This window comes from Niabella aquatica, assembly GCF_054779315.1.
The window spans coordinates 98,111-116,469 of the sequence record NZ_BAAGYM010000008.1 but is presented as its reverse complement, the minus strand read 5'-3'; the positions used below and the strand labels follow the sequence as shown (position 1 = coordinate 116,469).

General features: G+C 42.1%; 16 protein-coding genes. 6 read left to right on the top strand and 10 right to left on the bottom strand.

Annotation, left to right across the window (positions count from 1 at the left end):
• Positions 1 to 12: 12 nt before the first annotated feature.
• From ACYVBM_RS07425 to ACYVBM_RS07410, 4 genes are all read right to left on the bottom strand, one after another.
• Positions 13 to 480 carry a hypothetical protein gene (locus ACYVBM_RS07425; RefSeq protein WP_460685004.1) on the bottom strand — a complete coding sequence of 156 codons (468 nt, stop codon included), beginning with the start codon at positions 478 to 480 and terminating at the stop codon, positions 13 to 15.
• Positions 473 to 682 carry a hypothetical protein gene (locus tag ACYVBM_RS07420; protein ID WP_460685003.1) on the bottom strand — a complete coding sequence of 70 codons (210 nt, stop codon included), beginning with the start codon at positions 680 to 682 and terminating at the stop codon, positions 473 to 475. The genes ACYVBM_RS07425 and ACYVBM_RS07420 overlap by 8 nt, the downstream gene beginning before the upstream one ends.
• An 83-nt stretch (positions 683 to 765) precedes the next feature.
• On the bottom strand, positions 766 to 2,271 hold the full coding sequence (locus ACYVBM_RS07415) for a TlpA family protein disulfide reductase (RefSeq protein WP_460685002.1): 1,506 nt from the start codon (positions 2,269 to 2,271) through the stop codon (positions 766 to 768).
• Positions 2,272 to 2,273: 2 nt separating this feature from the next.
• The gene (locus ACYVBM_RS07410) at positions 2,274 to 3,761 is read right to left on the bottom strand and encodes a sensor histidine kinase (RefSeq protein WP_460685001.1); all 1,488 of its coding nucleotides are present in this window, start codon (positions 3,759 to 3,761) and stop codon (positions 2,274 to 2,276) included.
• 293 nt (positions 3,762 to 4,054) lie between these two features.
• Between ACYVBM_RS07410 and ACYVBM_RS07405 the strand changes: the two genes are divergently transcribed.
• A complete protein-coding gene (locus tag ACYVBM_RS07405) occupies positions 4,055 to 5,329 on the top strand; it encodes a M16 family metallopeptidase (RefSeq protein ID WP_460685000.1) in 1,275 nt (424 codons plus the stop codon).
• Here the strand turns inward: ACYVBM_RS07405 and ACYVBM_RS07400 are convergent.
• Positions 5,326 to 6,393, bottom strand: coding sequence for a DUF4421 family protein (locus tag ACYVBM_RS07400; RefSeq protein WP_460684999.1), 1,068 nt, complete (start codon positions 6,391 to 6,393; stop codon positions 5,326 to 5,328). The genes ACYVBM_RS07405 and ACYVBM_RS07400 overlap by 4 nt on opposite strands.
• Positions 6,394 to 6,609: 216 nt before the next feature.
• On the opposite strand from ACYVBM_RS07400, the gene ACYVBM_RS07395 reads away from it, so the two are divergent.
• The 4 genes from ACYVBM_RS07395 to ACYVBM_RS07380 all read left to right on the top strand — a co-directional run bounded on the left by ACYVBM_RS07395 (position 6,610) and on the right by ACYVBM_RS07380 (position 11,257).
• The gene (locus tag ACYVBM_RS07395) at positions 6,610 to 8,601 is read left to right on the top strand and encodes an alpha-ketoacid dehydrogenase subunit alpha/beta (RefSeq protein ID WP_460684998.1); all 1,992 of its coding nucleotides are present in this window, start codon (positions 6,610 to 6,612) and stop codon (positions 8,599 to 8,601) included.
• 24 nt (positions 8,602 to 8,625) lie between these two features.
• Positions 8,626 to 9,210 carry a Crp/Fnr family transcriptional regulator gene (locus ACYVBM_RS07390; RefSeq protein WP_460684997.1) on the top strand — a complete coding sequence of 195 codons (585 nt, stop codon included), beginning with the start codon at positions 8,626 to 8,628 and terminating at the stop codon, positions 9,208 to 9,210.
• A 221-nt stretch (positions 9,211 to 9,431) separates the two neighbouring features.
• Positions 9,432 to 10,301, top strand: coding sequence for a pirin family protein (locus tag ACYVBM_RS07385; protein WP_460684996.1), 870 nt, complete (start codon positions 9,432 to 9,434; stop codon positions 10,299 to 10,301).
• A 287-nt stretch (positions 10,302 to 10,588) separates the two neighbouring features.
• Entirely contained in the window at positions 10,589 to 11,257 is a 669-nt protein-coding gene (locus tag ACYVBM_RS07380) for a TapB family protein (protein ID WP_460684995.1), read from the top strand.
• A gap of 34 nt (positions 11,258 to 11,291) precedes the next feature.
• Here ACYVBM_RS07380 and ACYVBM_RS07375 read toward each other — a convergent pair whose 3' ends face one another.
• From ACYVBM_RS07375 to ACYVBM_RS07355, 5 genes are all read right to left on the bottom strand, one after another.
• Positions 11,292 to 11,975 carry a hypothetical protein gene (locus ACYVBM_RS07375; protein WP_460684994.1) on the bottom strand — a complete coding sequence of 228 codons (684 nt, stop codon included), beginning with the start codon at positions 11,973 to 11,975 and terminating at the stop codon, positions 11,292 to 11,294.
• A gap of 194 nt (positions 11,976 to 12,169) precedes the next feature.
• The gene (locus tag ACYVBM_RS07370) at positions 12,170 to 12,946 is read right to left on the bottom strand and encodes a hypothetical protein (protein ID WP_460684993.1); all 777 of its coding nucleotides are present in this window, start codon (positions 12,944 to 12,946) and stop codon (positions 12,170 to 12,172) included.
• Between the two features lie 82 nt (positions 12,947 to 13,028).
• Positions 13,029 to 15,623, bottom strand: a complete 2,595-nt coding sequence (locus ACYVBM_RS07365; RefSeq protein WP_460684992.1) for an alpha-L-arabinofuranosidase C-terminal domain-containing protein — start codon at positions 15,621 to 15,623, stop codon at positions 13,029 to 13,031.
• Between the two features lie 120 nt (positions 15,624 to 15,743).
• Positions 15,744 to 16,313, bottom strand: a complete 570-nt coding sequence (gene purN, locus ACYVBM_RS07360; protein WP_460684991.1) for a phosphoribosylglycinamide formyltransferase — start codon at positions 16,311 to 16,313, stop codon at positions 15,744 to 15,746.
• A 2-nt stretch (positions 16,314 to 16,315) separates the two neighbouring features.
• Positions 16,316 to 16,597 carry a DUF6787 family protein gene (locus ACYVBM_RS07355; RefSeq protein WP_460684990.1) on the bottom strand — a complete coding sequence of 94 codons (282 nt, stop codon included), beginning with the start codon at positions 16,595 to 16,597 and terminating at the stop codon, positions 16,316 to 16,318.
• Between the two features lie 453 nt (positions 16,598 to 17,050).
• Here ACYVBM_RS07355 and ACYVBM_RS07350 point away from each other — a divergent pair, with 453 nt between their 5' ends.
• Complete coding sequence (locus ACYVBM_RS07350; RefSeq protein WP_460684989.1) at positions 17,051 to 18,346, top strand: c-type cytochrome; 1,296 nt, start codon at positions 17,051 to 17,053, stop codon at positions 18,344 to 18,346.
• Positions 18,347 to 18,359 lie beyond the last annotated feature (13 nt).

Below are 18,359 nucleotides of genomic sequence, written 5' to 3'. Positions count from 1 at the left end.
AAGGAATAAAATTTAATGGTTATTATATAGCACCGGGGTTTTGCAGATCGTCAAGATCTTTATGTTGTCCCGCATTTTTTTTGCTTCTGTCAAATTGTTTCTATGAATGGTTCTTATGGCTAAACCGTCTTCTTCAAACAATACAGATCTTTTATAGCACGTTTCAAAATCCAGGTGCTCGATTTTAGTAATTATATCTATAGCAACAGGAGGAACGCCAAAGGTAAACACATCCCAGGCCGGGTGAAACAGGAAGTTCTTTTCAGTCATATCAAGAACAGGCATCCCAAATTGATGAAAGGCGGGTTTAATTTTTTGATAGTTATCAGCAGTTTGCTCTACCCAGATATCCATATGGCCGGTAGTGCGCGAGTAGCCGCGCAGGATAACAGAGAAACCGCCCACTAACATATACTTTACCTGCTGTTCGTTAAATGCAGCTAAAAAATCTCTGAAATCCGGATTTAAAATATTAGCCATTTTTTAATGCTCTTGCCCGAAAAGTATATCTGTCCATTACAGGAGGATATTCGGGGTTAAACTGGTAGGCCACACTGTTTAAATAGCCTGCAATTTTCAGCCGTTCCTGCCAGGACAGGTGTTTATAGTACCGTGCATGATTTGCTGCATCAGCTAATGAATGCGCTTTAAAGGCTGTTTTGTCTAAACGTTTAATGGACATACTGTAAAAATACTTTATTTAACTATGTAAAAAGCATTTAACATATTATGATACCAGAGTGTTTTTGGAATCATGGATTTCAATCAGTATTCTTTCCTTTCAAGCACTTCTTCCAGCTGTTTATATAAAGCTTCGCCCTCACCCGGCCTCTTTGCTTTAGGTATTACAAGTTTTCCTGTTCTGTCAAAAATAAAATACTGAGGATAGTATCTCTCTTTGTCGGGCGCGTTTTCCAAAAGCTCTTTCCAGAAGGGTTCTATATCATTGTTGTTTTTCCGCAAATGAATGCCATGCAGCTCATTTATTCTTATATATTCTTTCCATGTTGAATCTTTTTCATCATCGTCCATGTCTAAATATACAAAAGCAACCTCTTTGTTTTTAAAGTGTTCTTTCAGCTTTGGGGTGTTTTGTAATTCCGCTTTACAGGGTCCGCACCAGGTGCCCCATACATCTAAATAAACCACTTTTCCTTTTAAAGAATGAATAACAGGGTAAATGGACTGAACCGCTTTGTAATTATCAAAAATGCGTATGTTTTCGTCCTTTAGGTTTTTTGATAACATGGTCTCTAACTCATTAACCCGTCCGGACAGCCTCTTATAAAACGGGCTATGCGGATAAGAAGATTTTAGTTCTGCCAGAAGCCCGCGGGAGATGGCGAGTTCTTTCTCATTGGTGGTGGCAAATAGTTGCTGTGCAAGAAAGGCTTCCGCTACAAAAGCATCGTTGGTGTTTTTTACCGCGAGCCAGTTTATATATGCTTTCCCTTTTTTATTTACAATTGCTTTTCCGCTGTCCAGGCTGATATTGTAATATGGCAATGGTTCGGTGGGTTTCATATCTTTGATTTTCAGCTCTACCATTGCATCTAAGAAGCCAATATAGTATCTTATAAACGTATAATACATGGGGCCGGGATTGCGGACAGTAGATTTTGGAGAAACGTTTCCGTACAGTAGTTTATAAAAATCAGACATACTGTCCATAAAGCTCCATGCAAAATTGTTTGCATGGCATAGTGCTTTTGCCTTTATTTCCTGTATAAACAGTTGCTTTGTTGGTTCCGGTAATGTGCTTGCCAGAACAATCTTTTCTTTTTGTTGATTTTGGGCAAGCCAGGGTTGAATGAATTTTTCATATATAATAGCCGCCGGAATCGCTTTCAGTTTAGCCGTGGAATCTTTTGATAAATGCGCTTTCAGGAACCAGGGGTATTCATCAATGGCACAGTCTGTAAGTATTTTATTTTCTGAATACAATGAGCCGCGTATCGGGCTGATGTACTTATTGCTGCTGTCGATTTGTACATGGAGCGTTTCGCCGGGCTTCAGGTACAGCGTGTATTCCTGCCTGTTATAGTTGAGCGTTGCGAATTTTTCTTCCTGTATAGGCAGGTCAATACCAAAGCTGCCATCTTGTTTAACAGGTATTGGTATATTATTCTCTTTGTAATATCCAAATACGAATGGGATGTTTATAAATAAGTGGCCGTTATCAAAGCGCTCAATTTTTCCGCTTAAACGAAACTGCGCCTGAGCCGGAATGCTGAATAGCAAAAGTACGATGATTTTTACTAAGCCTTGCATATTTATAAATTTATAGTTAAATGCACAAAAAACTCCTTAGCGCTTTCGCGGATGATCAGCTCATGTTTTTTAGGATATAGCAGCGCCAGCCTTTGTTTTACGTTTTGCAGGCCGATACCGCTTTTCATTTTTTCGGGGTCGTAATCATTTTTGGGATGCACGCTGTTATGCACATCAAAAAACAATATGTTTTCTTTGGTATGTAATGAAATATTTATAAACGATGGCTGTTGCAGGCTGATGCCGTGCTTGAAAGCATTTTCTACAAAAGGTATCAGCAGCATAGGTGAAACATCCAGCCGGTTCAGCTGCTCTTCAATATTGGTTTGAATGATTATTTCGGGAGATGAGGCGGTGCGCAGCTTTTGCAGGGAAATATAATTATTCAGATAATCCACTTCCCGTGCCAGCGAGATTTTTTCCTGCATGTTTTCATGCAGCATAAAACGCATCATATCGCCCAGTTTCTGGATGCCTTCGCCGGTACGCTCAGCATTTTCCTGGAGGGCAGTACCATATAGCGTATTCAGGGCATTGAATAGAAAATGCGGGTTGATCTGCGAGCGCAAAAAATTCAGGTTAGCCTGTGATGAGCCCAGGGCTGTTTGTAATACTTCTTTGTCTACCCGGTTTTTGGAAATATACCACGATACCGGAACAATGATGCATATAGCAAAAATGATCAGTATCAGAAAAAAAGCGCCTATATTACCGGTGCCCGAAATGCCCGCACAAAGGGCGCTGCATAAAAGGGATAGTAAAAAAATAATGGGCGTAACACGCAATAGGTAAGCAGCGCTTTTAAAGCGTTCTTTGCCGGCAAGCGGTATGAGATATTTAATGTGAATCCATACAATAAGTAAGGCATAAGGCACTCCTACGGCCCAGAAAGCCATTACTTCCCGTGCACTGTTAGCGCCCAGTATAATTATAATGGCTATCCAGCACGCAAATGCTAAAAAACCAAACAACAACCAGGACCTTGTTTTTTCGTTTAGTTTTTTATTGCTTTGTTTGGCTCTTATTGTTTCGGCAGATTTCAGTATCAGCGCTCTTACAATATAATAAGCGCTATAAATAAGAAATATGATGGCAACGGTGGTAAAGCCATCTGTAAACAGATAAATATATCTTGTATCAAAATCGTATTTTCCGAACATCCACGCATCTGTATAAGTATAAGTAACGGATATCAGGGTGGCAATAATAAGGTATAAGCCAAATACAGAGCCGGCTTTGGCCCAGTTATCTTTTTTTTCTTCCACAAAACGGCTAATGAGCACATAACCGCTATAGTAAATAATGATCTGTGCCAGGCTGGGTAAAAACAGGTGCTTCCAGAAATCATATTTTATATGATACTCATCAAACCTGTAAGAGCCATGAGCATCAGGGTTTTTACTCATAATAAGCAGGCTCAGTAAAAGAGAGGCTGCCACAGTAGTTACTATCCAGAACTCAATTTTATTGTATATCTCTCTTGCTTTCATGTTAAACTGATTTGACTGCAAGATTAAAGCACAAACCCCATTTGGCTTTATAAAATGGGATGAACTTGCAGAGAGCTGTGATGAAAAGTTGTAAAGTCAGCAAGGCCGGATATCGGTGAGCCCCCCGGCAGGCAGGATGTTTAAAAGTAGTAGTTGAATTATAAAAGATCTTGCAGTATAGACCTGTGAGGTACGAAAGGTATCAGCAAATAATATCATTGAAAGGGAAGCCTACAAAATACGCTTTCCGACTTCCCGTCTCACCAACTATATTTGTGGTTAAATTTTTGGAAATGCTCAACAGAACAATAGCGCCGCCGATAGTAGATGCTGTAAACTTCAACCTGCAGTTACAACCTTATCAGAAATATGTGTTAAAGAATGGAGTGGAGGTATATGCCATTGATGCAGGTGCTGAAGAGGTGCTGCAGATAGAGTGGGTGTTTGACGCAGGAAACTGGTTTGAAGAGAAAAACCTGCAAGCCGCCGTAACCAATTTTTTACTGAAAAATGGTACCGTAACAAAAAGTGCGTTTGACATTAATGAACATTTTGAATACTACGGCGCTCACCTGGGCCGCAATTGCGGTGCTGAGCTGGCTACGGTTACCCTGCATACGCTTACAAAACATATCGGAAAGCTATTGCCTGTAATACGGGAGATATTTTCCGAAGCCTCCCTTTTGCAGAGTGAAATGGACATTTCCATACAGAATATGAAGCAAAAGCTGGATGTAAACCTGAAAAAAAGCAGCTTTGTAGCAGGCCGGTTAATCGATACGTATCTTTTCGGAGAGCAGCATCCTTACGGACGGTTCAGCAGGCATGAAGATTTTGACGCATTAACCAGGGAAGAACTTTTAAGCTTTTACGAACAGCATTATAAACAGGGAACGTTTAAAATTTTTGTAGCTGGTAAATTGCCGCACAAGCTGGAGCAGATGCTGAATGTGCATTTTGGAGATTTTGCCAATAACAAAATTCCGGCTACAACCTATTCCATAAGGCCATCAGAGCAGAAAAAATTTCGCATTATAAATGATGAGAAAAGTGCTCAGGCCTCTATCAGGCTGGCAAGGCCTTTTGGTAACAGGCACCACCCGGATTTTTTAAAAGCCCAGGTACTGAATATTGTATTTGGTGGCTTTTTTGGCAGTCGGTTAATGGCTAATATACGGGAAGATAAGGGCTACACCTATGGTATTCACAGCTATCTGATGGGTAATAAGATGGAAAACGGGTGGATGATCACTACAGAGGCCGGACGGGAGGTTAGTGAAGCAACCATTGCCGAGGTTTATAAAGAAATGGCGGGTTTATGTAGTAAACCCATAGATGAAGAAGAGCTGATGCTGGTAAAAAACTTTATGATGGGCTCTATCCTGGGTGATTTAGACGGACCTTTTCAAATGATCGCCAGGTGGAAAAATATTATTTTAAACGATTTGGATAGCGACTTTTTTAACCGCTATATTTCAAATATTAAAAGTATTACTGCCGCAGCGCTACAGGAAACGGCGGGTAAATATTTAATCCCGGAAGATTTTTACGAGCTGGTGGTTATTTAATTGATCAAAAACCCTAATCCTACGGCATTAATGACCCGGCCTGCAAAATCGGTAATTTTAGGAATGGTTTTACCCGCATTAATACGCTGAACATACATGAGCTTATAATTATCATTGTAGTTAAGATAGCGGGAGTCGGTATCAGTACCTGTAAAAAAAATCCGGTTAGTAACATAAGAAAGCCCGATACCCCAACTTTCGGTATTATAACCAATAGCCCCTTTTACCTTTAAATTCGGATTGAATTTCCAGAAACTGCTTTGGCCGATAGTCCGCCCCCATTCCTTAATATAGCTTACATCAGCATTAACCGAAGCCATACCGGTTGCAAAAAAGTGTTTATTCAATACAAGCGTATACCCATATCCCACCCCGGGCCCGAACGTTATAAAATTGATTTTCGATACACCCGAATGCGGGTACACACCTGCCAGGGCTGCAGGTATAAAAGCGCTGTCGCCTTTAGCCGATCCGTAAAAAAATTCGCCTCCGTACAGTAAAGAGCCTGCGGATTTCTTTTGCCATGCATCTAATAAAAAAGCGGCCTGCGCGCTAAATTTCCTGCTGTTCTGGATCAGGTTAACAGTCGTGCCATATAATGAAGTTTGAATGTCGGGCCGGGTGTAAAACTTATTGCCGGCAGGGGCGATGGAGGCAATAAGATCCGTATTAAAATAAAGCCCTTTATATTTTTGAAAGTATATATCTGCCAGAACTTTTCTGCCGGTAATACTCATCTGCAAATTGGTTTGCCTGGTTTTACCCTTGCTTTTAGAATAGGATGGATCCAATCCGCTAACGCCAAATGTAGCGGCGAGCCCTACAAAATCGTATGCTGCCGAAATGCCCAGGCGTCCCGGGCTGTTCGGCCTGAATCTTAAAGCAGGTTCTGCATCCTGCGTACTTGTTTTAAAAACTGTACTCTTTTTATTAGCCAGCACTCCCAGCGTCAGCTTATTCCGGTACGATATATAATAGCTCGTATCATAACGTTCTACGCGGTATTGGGCGAATACTCCAGTTGTTGAAAAAAACAGGATAATAAATAGCAAGGCTTTCTTCATAAAAGATATCACAAAATACAATAATTAAACAAGCCTCATGCCATTTTTTGTTACCGGCTACAGAATACATGGCTATCGGGACTCGGTTTATCGTTCCGGTTATAGCGCATCATCTATACACGATGTCAGATGTACGGTACACGTTTTCCTGCATTGCACATTATATCGTACATCGCATATCACACACCGTACATAAAAATAACCTACGTTTGTATTATGCTTTTCGACCTTTTCGACAGGAAAAATTTATCTGACGTGCAGCTGCTGGAGCTGTACCGCAGCATGTTGTATCCACGGCTGATAGAGGAAAAAATGCTGGTATTATTACGCCAGGGGAAAATAAGCAAATGGTTTAGCGGTATAGGGCAGGAAGCTATTGCTGCAGGTGCCACGCTTGCATTACAGCCCGATGAATGGATCCTGCCGCTGCACAGGAACCTTGGAGTGTTCACTGCACGGCAAATACCCCTGCACCAGTTGTTTAATCAGTGGCAGGGCCATCAGGAGGGATACAGTAAGGGGCGGGAGCGCAGTTTTCACTTCGGAAGCAGGGAGCACCATATATGTGGAATGATCTCTCACCTGGGCCCGCAGCTGGCTGTTGCCAATGGTATAGCGCTGGCAGATAAGCTTTCCGGAAAAGATCGGGTCACTTTAGCTTTTACTGGTGAAGGAGGTACCAGCGAAGGCGATTTTCATGAGGCCTTAAATATAGCAGCGGTCTGGGACCTGCCGGTAATTTTCCTGGTAGAGAATAATGGCTATGCGTTAAGTACCCCCTCTCACGAGCAGTACCGTTGCATTAACCTGGCCGATAAAGCCAGGGGCTATGGTATAGAAGGTATAACAATAGACGGTAATAATGTTCTCGACGTTTACCACACCATTAAAGGAGTGCGTGATTTTTGTATCAACAACCAAAAGCCCTACCTTATAGAATGCGTCACATTTCGTATGCGGGGCCATGAAGAAGCCAGCGGCATTCAATATGTGCCCCCGGATTTGTTGAAGCTTTGGGAGAAAAAAGATCCTGTGCTTGGTTATGAGCAATATTTATTAAGCCGGCAGGTTATAAGCGAAGAGGCGATAACGGCTATGCACGAAGCGTTAAAAGAAACGATCGGGGAGGAACTAACCCTTGCCAACGCTTACCCTGTAACAGTTGATACAAAGAGCGAAGTAAGTGATGTATATGCCCCGCATCAGCAAGACGAAACGTTGCTGAATGTGGATGAGAACAATATTTCTGAAAAACGGTTTATTGAAGCAATACAGGAAGGTCTTTTTCAATGCCTCGAAGAGCAGGCGCATTTGATTATAATGGGCCAGGATATTGCGGAATATGGCGGCGTTTTTAAAGTAACGGAAGGCTTTGCAAAACGGTTTGGAAAAAACCGGATAAGAAATACGCCTCTCTGCGAAAGTGCTGTGGCAGGTGCTGCTTTGGGTTTAAGTTTAGAGGGATATAAAACGGTGGTAGAAATGCAGTTTGCCGATTTTGCCACCATGGCATTCAACCAGATTGTAAATAATTTAGCCAAAATATACTACCGCTGGGGGCAAAATGCAAACGTGGTCATACGTATGCCAACCGGAGGTGGTGTGGGCGGCGGGCCATTTCACAGCCAGAGCAACGAAGCCTGGTTTGTGCATACGCCGGGTTTAAAAGTAGTGTACCCTTCTACCCCGCGTGATGCCAAGGGGTTATTGATCGCTGCTATCAATGATCCTAACCCGGTACTCTATTTTGAGCATAAAGCATTATACCGGAGCCTTAGCGGAGAAGTACCCAACGATAGTTATGAAATAGAGATTGGGAAGGCAAGGGTAGTGCGGCCGGGAAATGATCTTTCTATTATAACCTATGGTATGGGTGTGGTATGGGCAGAAGAATATGCTGCGGCTCATCCTGAAATTTCTATTGAAATTATAGATCTCAGAACATTGCAGCCGCTGGATTTCGGCACCATTAAAAATACGGCAGAGAAAACAGGCCGGATTCTGGTTCTGCATGAAGATACCTTAACCGGCGGCATCGGCGGAGAGATCGCTTCGTGGATCGGGGAGCATTGCTTTAACAGCCTCGATGCACCGGTCATGCGCTGCGCATCGCTCGACACCCCTATTCCTTTTAATAAAGAACTGGAGGCCCACTTTATGGCAAAAGCCAGGCTGGAGGAGCGGATCGGGCAGCTTTTAAATTTTTAGATCCTGTAATCATAATCATTATCTATGAACCATGAACTGATCATACAAAGCATAACAGATAGGGTGGCATTAAGTAAAGAAGATATCCAAAAGCTGTCGGCCAGGCTTAAATACAAAAAGGTAAAGAAAAAAAATTTTTTATACCAGGAGGGAGAACTGCAGCAGCATCTCGTATTTGTAAACTCCGGGTGCCTGCGCAGCTATTCCATTGATAAGAACGGGGCGGAGCATATTTTACAGTTTGCCCCATCCGGCTGGTGGATCGCAGATATGAAAAGCTTTCTGAACGGAACTCCGGCCTCTTTAAATATTGATGCGATTGAAGAGAGCGAGGTGGTTTTATTAAAACAAACCGACCTGGAAAACCTGTACGTTTCTGTTCCTGCGCTGGAGCGCTATTTCCGGATCTTATCAGAGCGCTCGCTGGCTACCTTTCAGCAAAGGCTGGTTGATTCGCTAAGCCTTACTGCGGTAGAGCGCTATAGCAATTTTTGCGAGCGCTATCCCTCTCTGATCCAGTCCCTCCCTCAAAAATATGTAGCCTCTTATATTGGTATTACCCCCGAGTTTTTAAGTAAAATGCTCAGCCAGCCAATGAAAAGAAGTTAAGCAGTTGATCTATTAAAAAACGGGTTATTTTCTCTTGAGATCTGCACAGGAATATAGTTGTGTGACACAGCAGCGCTGCTATTTATTTACCTGCCCGATGAAGAAATACTACAATATTTTGAGCGAAACGTAATTAATCTACATTAGCTTTTCTGCTTAATACTGTTTATTGTTTTCGCAGCCGGTGCTGTTGTAGCTTTGCTGTTAAAGGAGAATATAATATGAAAAAGTTAATTGAAAGACTCATTGCAAAACCGGTACAACCCGGGATGGTAGGCGATGGTTTCAGGGTTTATAATTATATACCCCGCGGAGGTATTACACAACAGCGCATCAGCCCATTTTTGATGCTGGACTTTGCTGCGGCCTTCAATTTTTCACCAACCGATAAGCCCCGTGGAGTAGATGTGCATCCGCATAAAGGATTTGAAACCGTTACTATTGCTTATAAAGGAAGTGTAGCGCATAACGATAGCGCAGGTAACAGTGGGATCATTTATCCCGGTGATGTGCAGTGGATGACTGCTGGCTCAGGCGTTTTGCACAAGGAGTATCACGAGGAAAAGTTTGCGGCCCGGGGTGGTTTTTTTGAAATGGTACAGCTTTGGGTGAACCTTCCTAAAAAGGATAAATCTGCTGCACCTCATTACCAGGCTTTAACTAAAGAAGATATAACCAGGGTGTTATTGCCCCACAATCGTGGTGAAGTAAATGTGATTGCGGGCGATTTTAATGGGAACAAAGGAGCTGCGGAAACTTATACACCAGTGAACCTTTTCGATATAAAATTAAAACAGGGAGCATCTGTAGCAACGAGTATTCCGGCGGCTCACAATACAGGGCTGTTAGCTATTGAAGGCGATCTGAAAGTAAATGGAACCGATGTAAATGAGCATAGTTTTGTATTATTTAAAAATGAAGGGGAAGAAATTGAAATAGAAGCTGCCGGCGACGCCGTTGTTTTATTATTAAGCGGTGAGCCTATCCATGAACCTATTGCGAGCTATGGGCCGTTTGTAATGAACACCCAGGCCGAAATTCATGAAGCCATTGAGGAGTTCCAGAGCGGAAAATATGGGGTGTTGCATTAAACAGCCCGGCGATAAGCGGCTGTCTCCTATGTTTGTGCAATCGAGCGTAGGAGACAGCCGCTTTTTTATTGTATATGCTATAGCCGCCAGGTTCCAGAATGCTCTTATTTTAGAGCGTTTTAGATCTGAACTTGCCCGGTAGCTATGGGTTGTATGCGTACAGTGTCCACAACTTCGTTGGTGTACAACAGCCCCTAACCCCAAAATGGCATGCACATTCCTTCGCCTGTTTATGCGATGGTCCGGAAAACCGGAACACAGTACTTTGCATATCTAAAAGCACTACTATGCGGATATTTCTATTGTTTACATTTTGTATAATAAATGCATGCTGTTTTGCACAATGCGGGTACTATTATCTGCAAAACAATAAAACCGTAACTATCGGCATGTTTGACAGGAAAGGCAATGCAGACGGAAAATATGTTTACAAAGTATCGGGTGTATCTAAAAACGGAAGTGTAACCAGCGCCACTGTTCAATCAGAGGTATTTGATAAAAAAGGCAAATCGATGGGCAGTGGAAAAGGGGTCATGCAGTGTAAAAACGGCGTACTAATGATCGATATGCGGATGCTGCTGAGCCCGCAGCAAATGGAGCAGTTTAAAAACGCAAAGGTAGAAGGTAAAAGCACCTATATGGAGTATCCTGCTTCACTAAGTGCTGGCCAGGTTTTGCAGGATGGCAGCTTTAATATGGACGTGAAAATGGAAAACGGGATAACGGCGACTGTATCTATTGATGTAACCAACCGAAAGGTAGAAGCAAAAGAAAAAGTAACCACTTCCGCGGGTACCTGGGATGCTTATAAAATTACTTACGATGCTAAAACTGTAATTACAATGGGGATTGGCATTCCCATCAAAATGCAGCTTACAGAATGGTTTGTGCCGGATTTCGGAATGGTGAAAAGCAGCTCCAAATGGGGTACACAGGAGCTGGTATCAATAGAATAAAAAATGCCGTATTTTTTAAAGAACCTGTAAAGCGCTATTCCACAGGATATTTTGATGTTCCGGGCTCACTGAACTCAAAAAGCCCTGATTCATAAAAATAATTTGCCATTGCCAATGCATCACCTTTTGAGCGCTTTGTTGCTCTTATTGTATATGTTTTTGTAGTGAAATCGTTCTTCTTGATCAGCTCTGTTTTTGTTTGCGTTACCATTTTGTTCAGGTCAGACAGGTTGTCCGCATCCTTAACTTTTACATAGAAATCACTTCCATAACTGTTTATGCATCGCCTGCCTATAGGCTCCCAGATCAAATTTGTGCAATTATCTGTTTGCATGGTATAATGAGCGTATGCTACCATTGATGACTGCTGTAATGTAGATATCGTTTGGGTTATTGCTTCACAATCTCTGGAGGTGGCGAACTTCAGAGGCACTTCTTTATACCTGTATTGCGCTATAGTATGGATTTTATAAGGATAGCCCTGATCAAAATCATTTAAAGAAGAAATGAAATGCTTTATTTCGGTATCGGTATAGCTTGTGTCAAATGCAACCAGTAAATAATCATTCGACAGCTCACCCAAGTTGTCCTTTTCTCCTTTGTAATATTTAAAATCAATAAAGGCACAACTATCGTTAAATATCTTTATTTCATTCTTCTTATTACAATTCAGTAATAAAAAAGACAATATTAATAATGGCATAAACAATGGTTTCATCAGTATAGTTTTTTAAATGGATATTACAAAACAGTTTTTTACCAGGCCACAACCATTCCTGCACAGTTCCTCCAGGTTCCGTTGGTTTATATTTGCCTTTAATTATTAGACGAGCTTGTGCGGGAAAATGCAACTGCTGCTTTTGATTTTATTTTTACAGGTGTTGATGGCTGAATTTTGACGAAGCGGTGCCTTTAGTTATCAGATCGTCTGTAAATGAGCGGTACCTCATCGCTGGTGGCGCCTTCCAGCCACAGGGGGCTGGGTACAAGGCCTCTTTTAAAACGCTCGTAAGAGTCTTTTATATATTTATGAAAAGTGTAATCGTTGGCAGTGGAAGTAAATAAAAAGGAAGGCTGGTACAGCATAATGAACCGGCTGATGGTGCTGTCGTTATCCACCTGTGTTATTCGCCGTATAAGGGCTTTACTGAAACGGTGTTTAATAAAAGCATCCTGTTCCTGGCTGATCAGCCGGTTTTGAAAAGAAAGCATTTGCCGGTTTCTTTTAAAACGGAAAGAATTGATAATCTCATCCAGGTCAAAACCCACGGTTCCATCGCTTAGCGAGCTGACTTTCAGCCCAGGTTTCTGGTAATCAAAATATTTCGCATAATCCTGCCTGTTTTGTATAGAATCCCGCCTGTAATCTTTTATCCTTGCCTTCACGCCGGGCAATAGTTTTACGAATGTTTGCAGGGAAATATTAAAGGCATAGGGGGCTTTAATACTTTTCACCGCAAATTTCCGGGTAGGCTTTTCCAGGTAGCTGAACCATATCGAATCTTGTTCGCTTACGGTGATACTGTAATCGCCGTTGTTATCGGTTATAGCACCTGTGCCGGAAGTGGATAAAACCGAAACAAACTGAACCGGGTAAATGCCCGAGCTATCGAATACGGTACCCTTTACCGTAACCTGGGCGTTTACCTTTTGGGCACAGATGCCACAAACAAATAATAATATGACCACAAATCTTTTCAAACTAAAAATCAGGACGGCAAAGCAACCAAACAAATTGCAAAAGCTTTGATAAAAATTTAAAGTGATTGTTTTACAAACCCTTTACCTTCCACATAGTGAGCGAATAAGGAGGCAGTATTTCCTGCCTGTTACCTTGTAAATTTCCCATGCTTTCTGCCGGTTTTACCTTCGTGTCGCCAGGAGCACCTGTTAGTACCGTTTTTTGTACAGCAGCGCCGGAAGGGATCATATCACTATTAAGTGTAATGTTTACATTCACTGGTAACATATTAACCATCCGGATGAACAGCTCATTTGTTTTGGTATTTTTTACAATAGATGCCGAAATCCGCTTTACTACCCCATCTGTATTATTAGAATAACTTATTTCAGAAGGGATGTAAGTATCGCCTGCGTAGTTGCCATACAGGCGTTGCACGTGGTATCCCGGCGTTAGCTTCACTTCTGTATTAGTAAAATAGATCATGTCGGGGTTCCACTGGGTATTCCCCTCTTTGGCAAAAAGGGGGGCGTAAGAAGTCATTGCCACAATATCACCGTTGCGTTCTATATTATTCAGGTGCAGTGCTTCTGATAAAGCTGTTTCCAGGTTATTAGGCTTGCCTGGTAAATGGCTGGCATATTCGCCCAGGTATACCTTGCTCCCATTCCGGTCATACTTGTCGTAATAATCCTGGTTATGTATAAACCATCCCGGGGTAACATAATAATGTTCATCAATTAAATCTACGCCCAGTTTGCGGGCAATACCCCAGCCTTCCACATAATCCGTGCCTTCAAAAAAAGGTCCGGAAGTGCCCACTACTTTTATTTCGGGGTATTTTTCCTTAATGGCATTGAAGATCATAGTAAAGCGCTCTTCAAAAATATCGGTGATCAGGTCTTCATTACCAATACCTATATATTTCAGGTTAAAGGGCTTGGGATGTCCCGCTTCGGCTCGCAGTTTTGCCCATTTGCTTGTTTGGGCATCTCCGTTGGCCCATTCTACCAGGTCTAAGATATCCTGGATATATTCATCCATTTCTTCTATAGGAATACCGCCCTGCTGGCCTGCCCCGCCGGTAGAAGAATTCTGGCAGGGAACACCGGCTGCCAGCACAGGCAGTGGTTCTGCCGCTATATCTTCACAATACTGGAAATATTCGTAATAACCCAGGCCCATTGTCTGGTGATAATTCCATAAATTACGCATAGGCTTGCGTGCTTCGAGCGGGCCAATGGTATTTTTCCAGCGATAAATATTGGCAATACCATCGCCGTGCGCCACGCATCCACCCGGGAAGCGCAGGAACTTGGGTTTCATATCGGCCAATGCCTGGGCCAGGTCGGCACGTAAACCGTTCTTCCTGTTTTTAAATGTTTTTTTCGGAAACAGCGAAACCATATCCAAATGAATCATGCCGGGCTGCTCGGCTACCAGCACCAGTTCTGCATCGGCAGCTGTGGCACCGGCAGTTATAACTGTGGCCAGCCTGTTCCAGTTTTTACCGGCTGGCACCTTCATAGTGGCGGTTCCTAATATTTTCCCGTTTTTGTCGGCCAGTTTCCAGGTAACAGTACCGGCTTTGCCTGAGGGAATACGGATGAAGGCGCTGCAATCATAACTGGCGCCGGCTTGAACGGCTATTCCTCCAAAACCTTCATTTATTAAAACAGGATGACCAAGCTTGTCACTTAAAACAGCGTAATGAGGGTTGTTTTTGTGAATGGGAGCTACCGTGTCAACAGATAGGTTCCCCAAACCTATGCGCCAGGCCTTGGTGCTGTTCCAGCTTTTGTCCTGGTATTTTTTGTCAGATGGATGATACTCAAAATCGCGATTTTGAATAAGTTCTCCATACAGGCCTCCGTCAGCGGCATAATTGATATCCTCAAAAAAAGCACCCACGAGCAATTCACTTATTTTTTTTGATGCTGCCGGTTGAGGAGTAAGTGTTATATCCACGGGTTTTAACCCGGCAAATCGCCGGTCGTCGCCAGCTGCAGTTTCACTATTCATTAATTGCTGGTAATGAAACTTTTGTTGTGCATTTATTAATCCTTCAATAATCGTATAAGGTACTTTATGCAAAGTGCCGGTTTGTTTCTGGCCCAGAATAACGGCCTGGGCCCTGTTGTTATTATAACTATGTGACGGAATACTTTTAACAGGCAGGTAATTTTTAAAATCCTTTGTTTCTGATAAATAAATGGATCCGGAGGCCTCTTGCCAGGTTATGGCATAACTATTAGTGGAAGCCTGCCGGGAAATAACAGGATTAATAATTTTATGTCCGCTTTTTGTTTGGGGATAAGATTGGCGGCCCCAGTCAACAAGATCTTTAGACGCGGCATAAGCAAAAACATCTTCGTTGTCGTTCAGGCTCCAAACCAAATGCCATACTCCATCTGTACCCTGAAATAAATAAGGGGTGTGCATTTTTTTTTGTGATCCCCATGCGCCGTAATCGCTGTAAACGAAATAATGTTCGGGACCAATAGCGTTCCAGTCACTGCCATCGCTGCTCCAGGCGAAAGCCAGTCCAGTCCGGTCGTTCGGTTTCACGGGTGAATAAGCAAACAAATAAACTGAGTCCGGGTAAGGAGCAATAGTTTGGGCAAATGAAAAATTCGCTTTAAAAATCAATAGCAATAACAAAAAACAACGCCATCTTTTTTTCATATAGGTACAATCATTAGTAATCTATAAAAGCAAAATGCACGAGGCCTGGAGCAAATATATTATGATACAATTATTTATTATTTATAACCTTTTGACAGGATTAAACAGATATACAATAATTTAAAATTCGTTTATTATTTTTTGAATAACCGTGGGAAAATGAGCATGTTCCAGCCGGTGAATTTTTTGTGCCAGTGTTTCAGCAGTATCGTCTGCTGTTATTTCGCATGCGGCCTGGAAAATCACAGCGCCATGGTCATAATGCTCATCGACGAAATGAATAGTAATGCCGCTTTCTTTTTCTTTATTGTTAATTACGGCTTCGTGTACAAAAGATCCGTACATGCCTTTTCCGCCGTATTTGGGTAAAAGCGCCGGATGAATGTTTACTATTTTTTGTGGATAGGCATCGATCAGTGGCTGTGGTATTTTAAGTAAAAAACCGGCAAGTATTATAAATTCTATTCCTTTTTCTTTCAAAAAAGATACATATCCGTCCTTTTTGTATTGTTCTTTATTTATCAGTACATACTCAATACCCTCCTTTTCCGCTATCGTCAGTACGCCGGCACCAGGTTTATTACATACGATCAGGGCCACCTCTGCTTGGTCACTGTGTTTAAAATGATCGATTATTTTTTGTGCATTACTGCCCGCACCACTGGCGAAAATGGCTAATTTCTTGCTCATATTTAGTTATTAACAGTTGCCGCCCATAAAGCCAGTATAACGCCGGTGTTACCGGTGATTCTACTCAATAGCCGGGAAATATATTTTTTAAAAAAGGTAAACTGACCGAACAGGATACTTACTGCTAAAACCATAACCGGCCAGATAAGCGTAACTGTTACTATATATATAATGGTATACAATATTTTGTTGTTGATGCTGAGTAAGGTCAAAAGCCAGCGGCCTGCATAACCCGAAAGGCTGCCCCCGATAGCAAAGGTGCAGAGAATTAAAAACAGCGACACAGGGCCGACGTTCCATTTTTGTTTTAACCGGTTCAACATAGTAAGGCTGCAAAATAAACCACAATTTTTAAATAAACGCCGATCTAAATTACCGCAATCAAAAGGCTGATTTTTGTCATAACAGTTACCAACCTGCATCATTAATATTTTCAACCGCTTTTATTTTCTTTACAGTAAGCTATTGAACTTATAGCACTGCATAAAATCTCTATAAGTTCGCCCTGAAAATTTAACCAAAACCTGCAGATATTAACACCAAAACCAGTCATTGAGAGATGACTTTTTAATGACAAATGATTTTTGAAAATCAAAAATCAGCTTCGGAAATCGGCTGAAATGCAGCATGGTAGCGGGTTTAAAAATTTTTTAAATTGTTGCTGTTATGTTAATGCCGAGCCTTATTTTTGCAGTCAGTCAGAGGTTTTTATCCACATTTTAGATTTTATGCGTTTTATGAACAATCATAAGTACTTATTTCATCAACTATCCTTACTTATAATAGCGCTGTTTGTTTATGTTGCTCCTGTTTTTGCACAGGATGGTGCCAATGTTAATGAGGGTAAAACCTTATTCATCGGGAAGTGCCAAAGCTGTCACTCAGGTGATATGAAATCAAACAGCACCGGTCCTGCTTTAGGTGGTGTACAGGATCGTTGGGAAGATAAGGAAAAGCTGCATGAGTGGATAAGAAATAACACCAAGCTGATTGCATCGGGTTATCCGAAAGCGATAGAGGTTTCCAAGATCTCTGCTTCTGCGATGACTCCTTTTCCCGATCTTACTGATCCCCAGATAGATGCGATTCTTTCTTATATTGATGCGAAGTTTACAGGAAAATTAGACGCTCCTAAAGGAGGAGATGCGGGTGCCGCAGGTGCGGGTGCCCAGGCTTCCTCTACCCAGAACAGTATCATGTATGGCGTTGTATCGCTTATACTGGCGCTGGTAGCTCTTGTGCTGATCTATGTAAACTATAACCTGCAAAAGGCTGCCCGCGAAGCCGAAAATGTAAAATCGGCGCCTTCTCTTCCGGTTTACCGCAATAAAACCTATCTGGCTATTGCTGCTATCGCATTATTTATAATAGGAGGCTATTTTACTACAAAAGGCATGATCAATGTAAACCGGCAGATTAATTATCAGCCGGTGCAGCCTATTTTCTACTCGCACAAAGTGCATGCCGGCATTAACCAGATCAACTGTTTATATTGCCATGGCAATGCCTGGGAAAGCAAAACTGCCGCTATCCCTTCAGTAAATGTTTGTATGAATTGTCATAAAACCATTCAGAAGTATAACGGCCCCGAATTAAAAGACAGGAACGGAAATATAGTAGATGGTACCCGTGAGATACAGAAGCTGTATGAATATGCAGGATTCGACCCTGCCAATGCTGAGGGATGGGATGCTTCAAAAGCCAGGCCTATTGAGTGGATAAAGATCCACAACCTGCCTGATCATGTATATTTCAATCACAGTCAGCATATTAGAGTGGGTAACGTACAGTGCCAGACCTGTCATGGCGATATTACAGGTATGGATGAGGTGTACCAGTTCTCTGAGCTGAGCATGGGATGGTGTGTAAACTGTCACAGGCAGACTAAAGTAAACTTCAACGTAGATTCTACCGGCGGTAATAAATTTTACAGTATTTACGAGAAGTTTCATAACGATATTAAAGCGGGAAAAATGGATAGCGTAACCGTTAAAGATATCGGGGGGCTTGAGTGTCAGAAATGTCACTATTAGATCAGCTGATCAG

Excerpts from the sequence above, each read along its gene's own strand:
- ACYVBM_RS07425 (WP_460685004.1), bottom strand. The coding sequence starts at position 480 with ATGGCTAATATTTTAAATCCGGATTTCAGAGATTTTTTAGCTGCATTT.
- ACYVBM_RS07420 (WP_460685003.1), bottom strand. The coding sequence starts at position 682 with ATGTCCATTAAACGTTTAGACAAAACAGCCTTTAAAGCGCATTCATTA.
- ACYVBM_RS07415 (WP_460685002.1), bottom strand. The coding sequence starts at position 2,271 with ATGCAAGGCTTAGTAAAAATCATCGTACTTTTGCTATTCAGCATTCCG.
- ACYVBM_RS07410 (WP_460685001.1), bottom strand. The coding sequence starts at position 3,761 with ATGAAAGCAAGAGAGATATACAATAAAATTGAGTTCTGGATAGTAACT.
- ACYVBM_RS07405 (WP_460685000.1), top strand. The coding sequence starts at position 4,055 with ATGCTCAACAGAACAATAGCGCCGCCGATAGTAGATGCTGTAAACTTC.
- ACYVBM_RS07400 (WP_460684999.1), bottom strand. The coding sequence starts at position 6,393 with ATGAAGAAAGCCTTGCTATTTATTATCCTGTTTTTTTCAACAACTGGA.
- ACYVBM_RS07395 (WP_460684998.1), top strand. The coding sequence starts at position 6,610 with ATGCTTTTCGACCTTTTCGACAGGAAAAATTTATCTGACGTGCAGCTG.
- ACYVBM_RS07390 (WP_460684997.1), top strand. The coding sequence starts at position 8,626 with ATGAACCATGAACTGATCATACAAAGCATAACAGATAGGGTGGCATTA.
- ACYVBM_RS07385 (WP_460684996.1), top strand. The coding sequence starts at position 9,432 with ATGAAAAAGTTAATTGAAAGACTCATTGCAAAACCGGTACAACCCGGG.
- ACYVBM_RS07380 (WP_460684995.1), top strand. The coding sequence starts at position 10,589 with ATGCGGATATTTCTATTGTTTACATTTTGTATAATAAATGCATGCTGT.
- ACYVBM_RS07375 (WP_460684994.1), bottom strand. The coding sequence starts at position 11,975 with ATGAAACCATTGTTTATGCCATTATTAATATTGTCTTTTTTATTACTG.
- ACYVBM_RS07365 (WP_460684992.1), bottom strand. The coding sequence starts at position 15,623 with ATGAAAAAAAGATGGCGTTGTTTTTTGTTATTGCTATTGATTTTTAAA.
- purN (WP_460684991.1), bottom strand. The coding sequence starts at position 16,313 with ATGAGCAAGAAATTAGCCATTTTCGCCAGTGGTGCGGGCAGTAATGCA.
- ACYVBM_RS07350 (WP_460684989.1), top strand. The coding sequence starts at position 17,051 with ATGAACAATCATAAGTACTTATTTCATCAACTATCCTTACTTATAATA.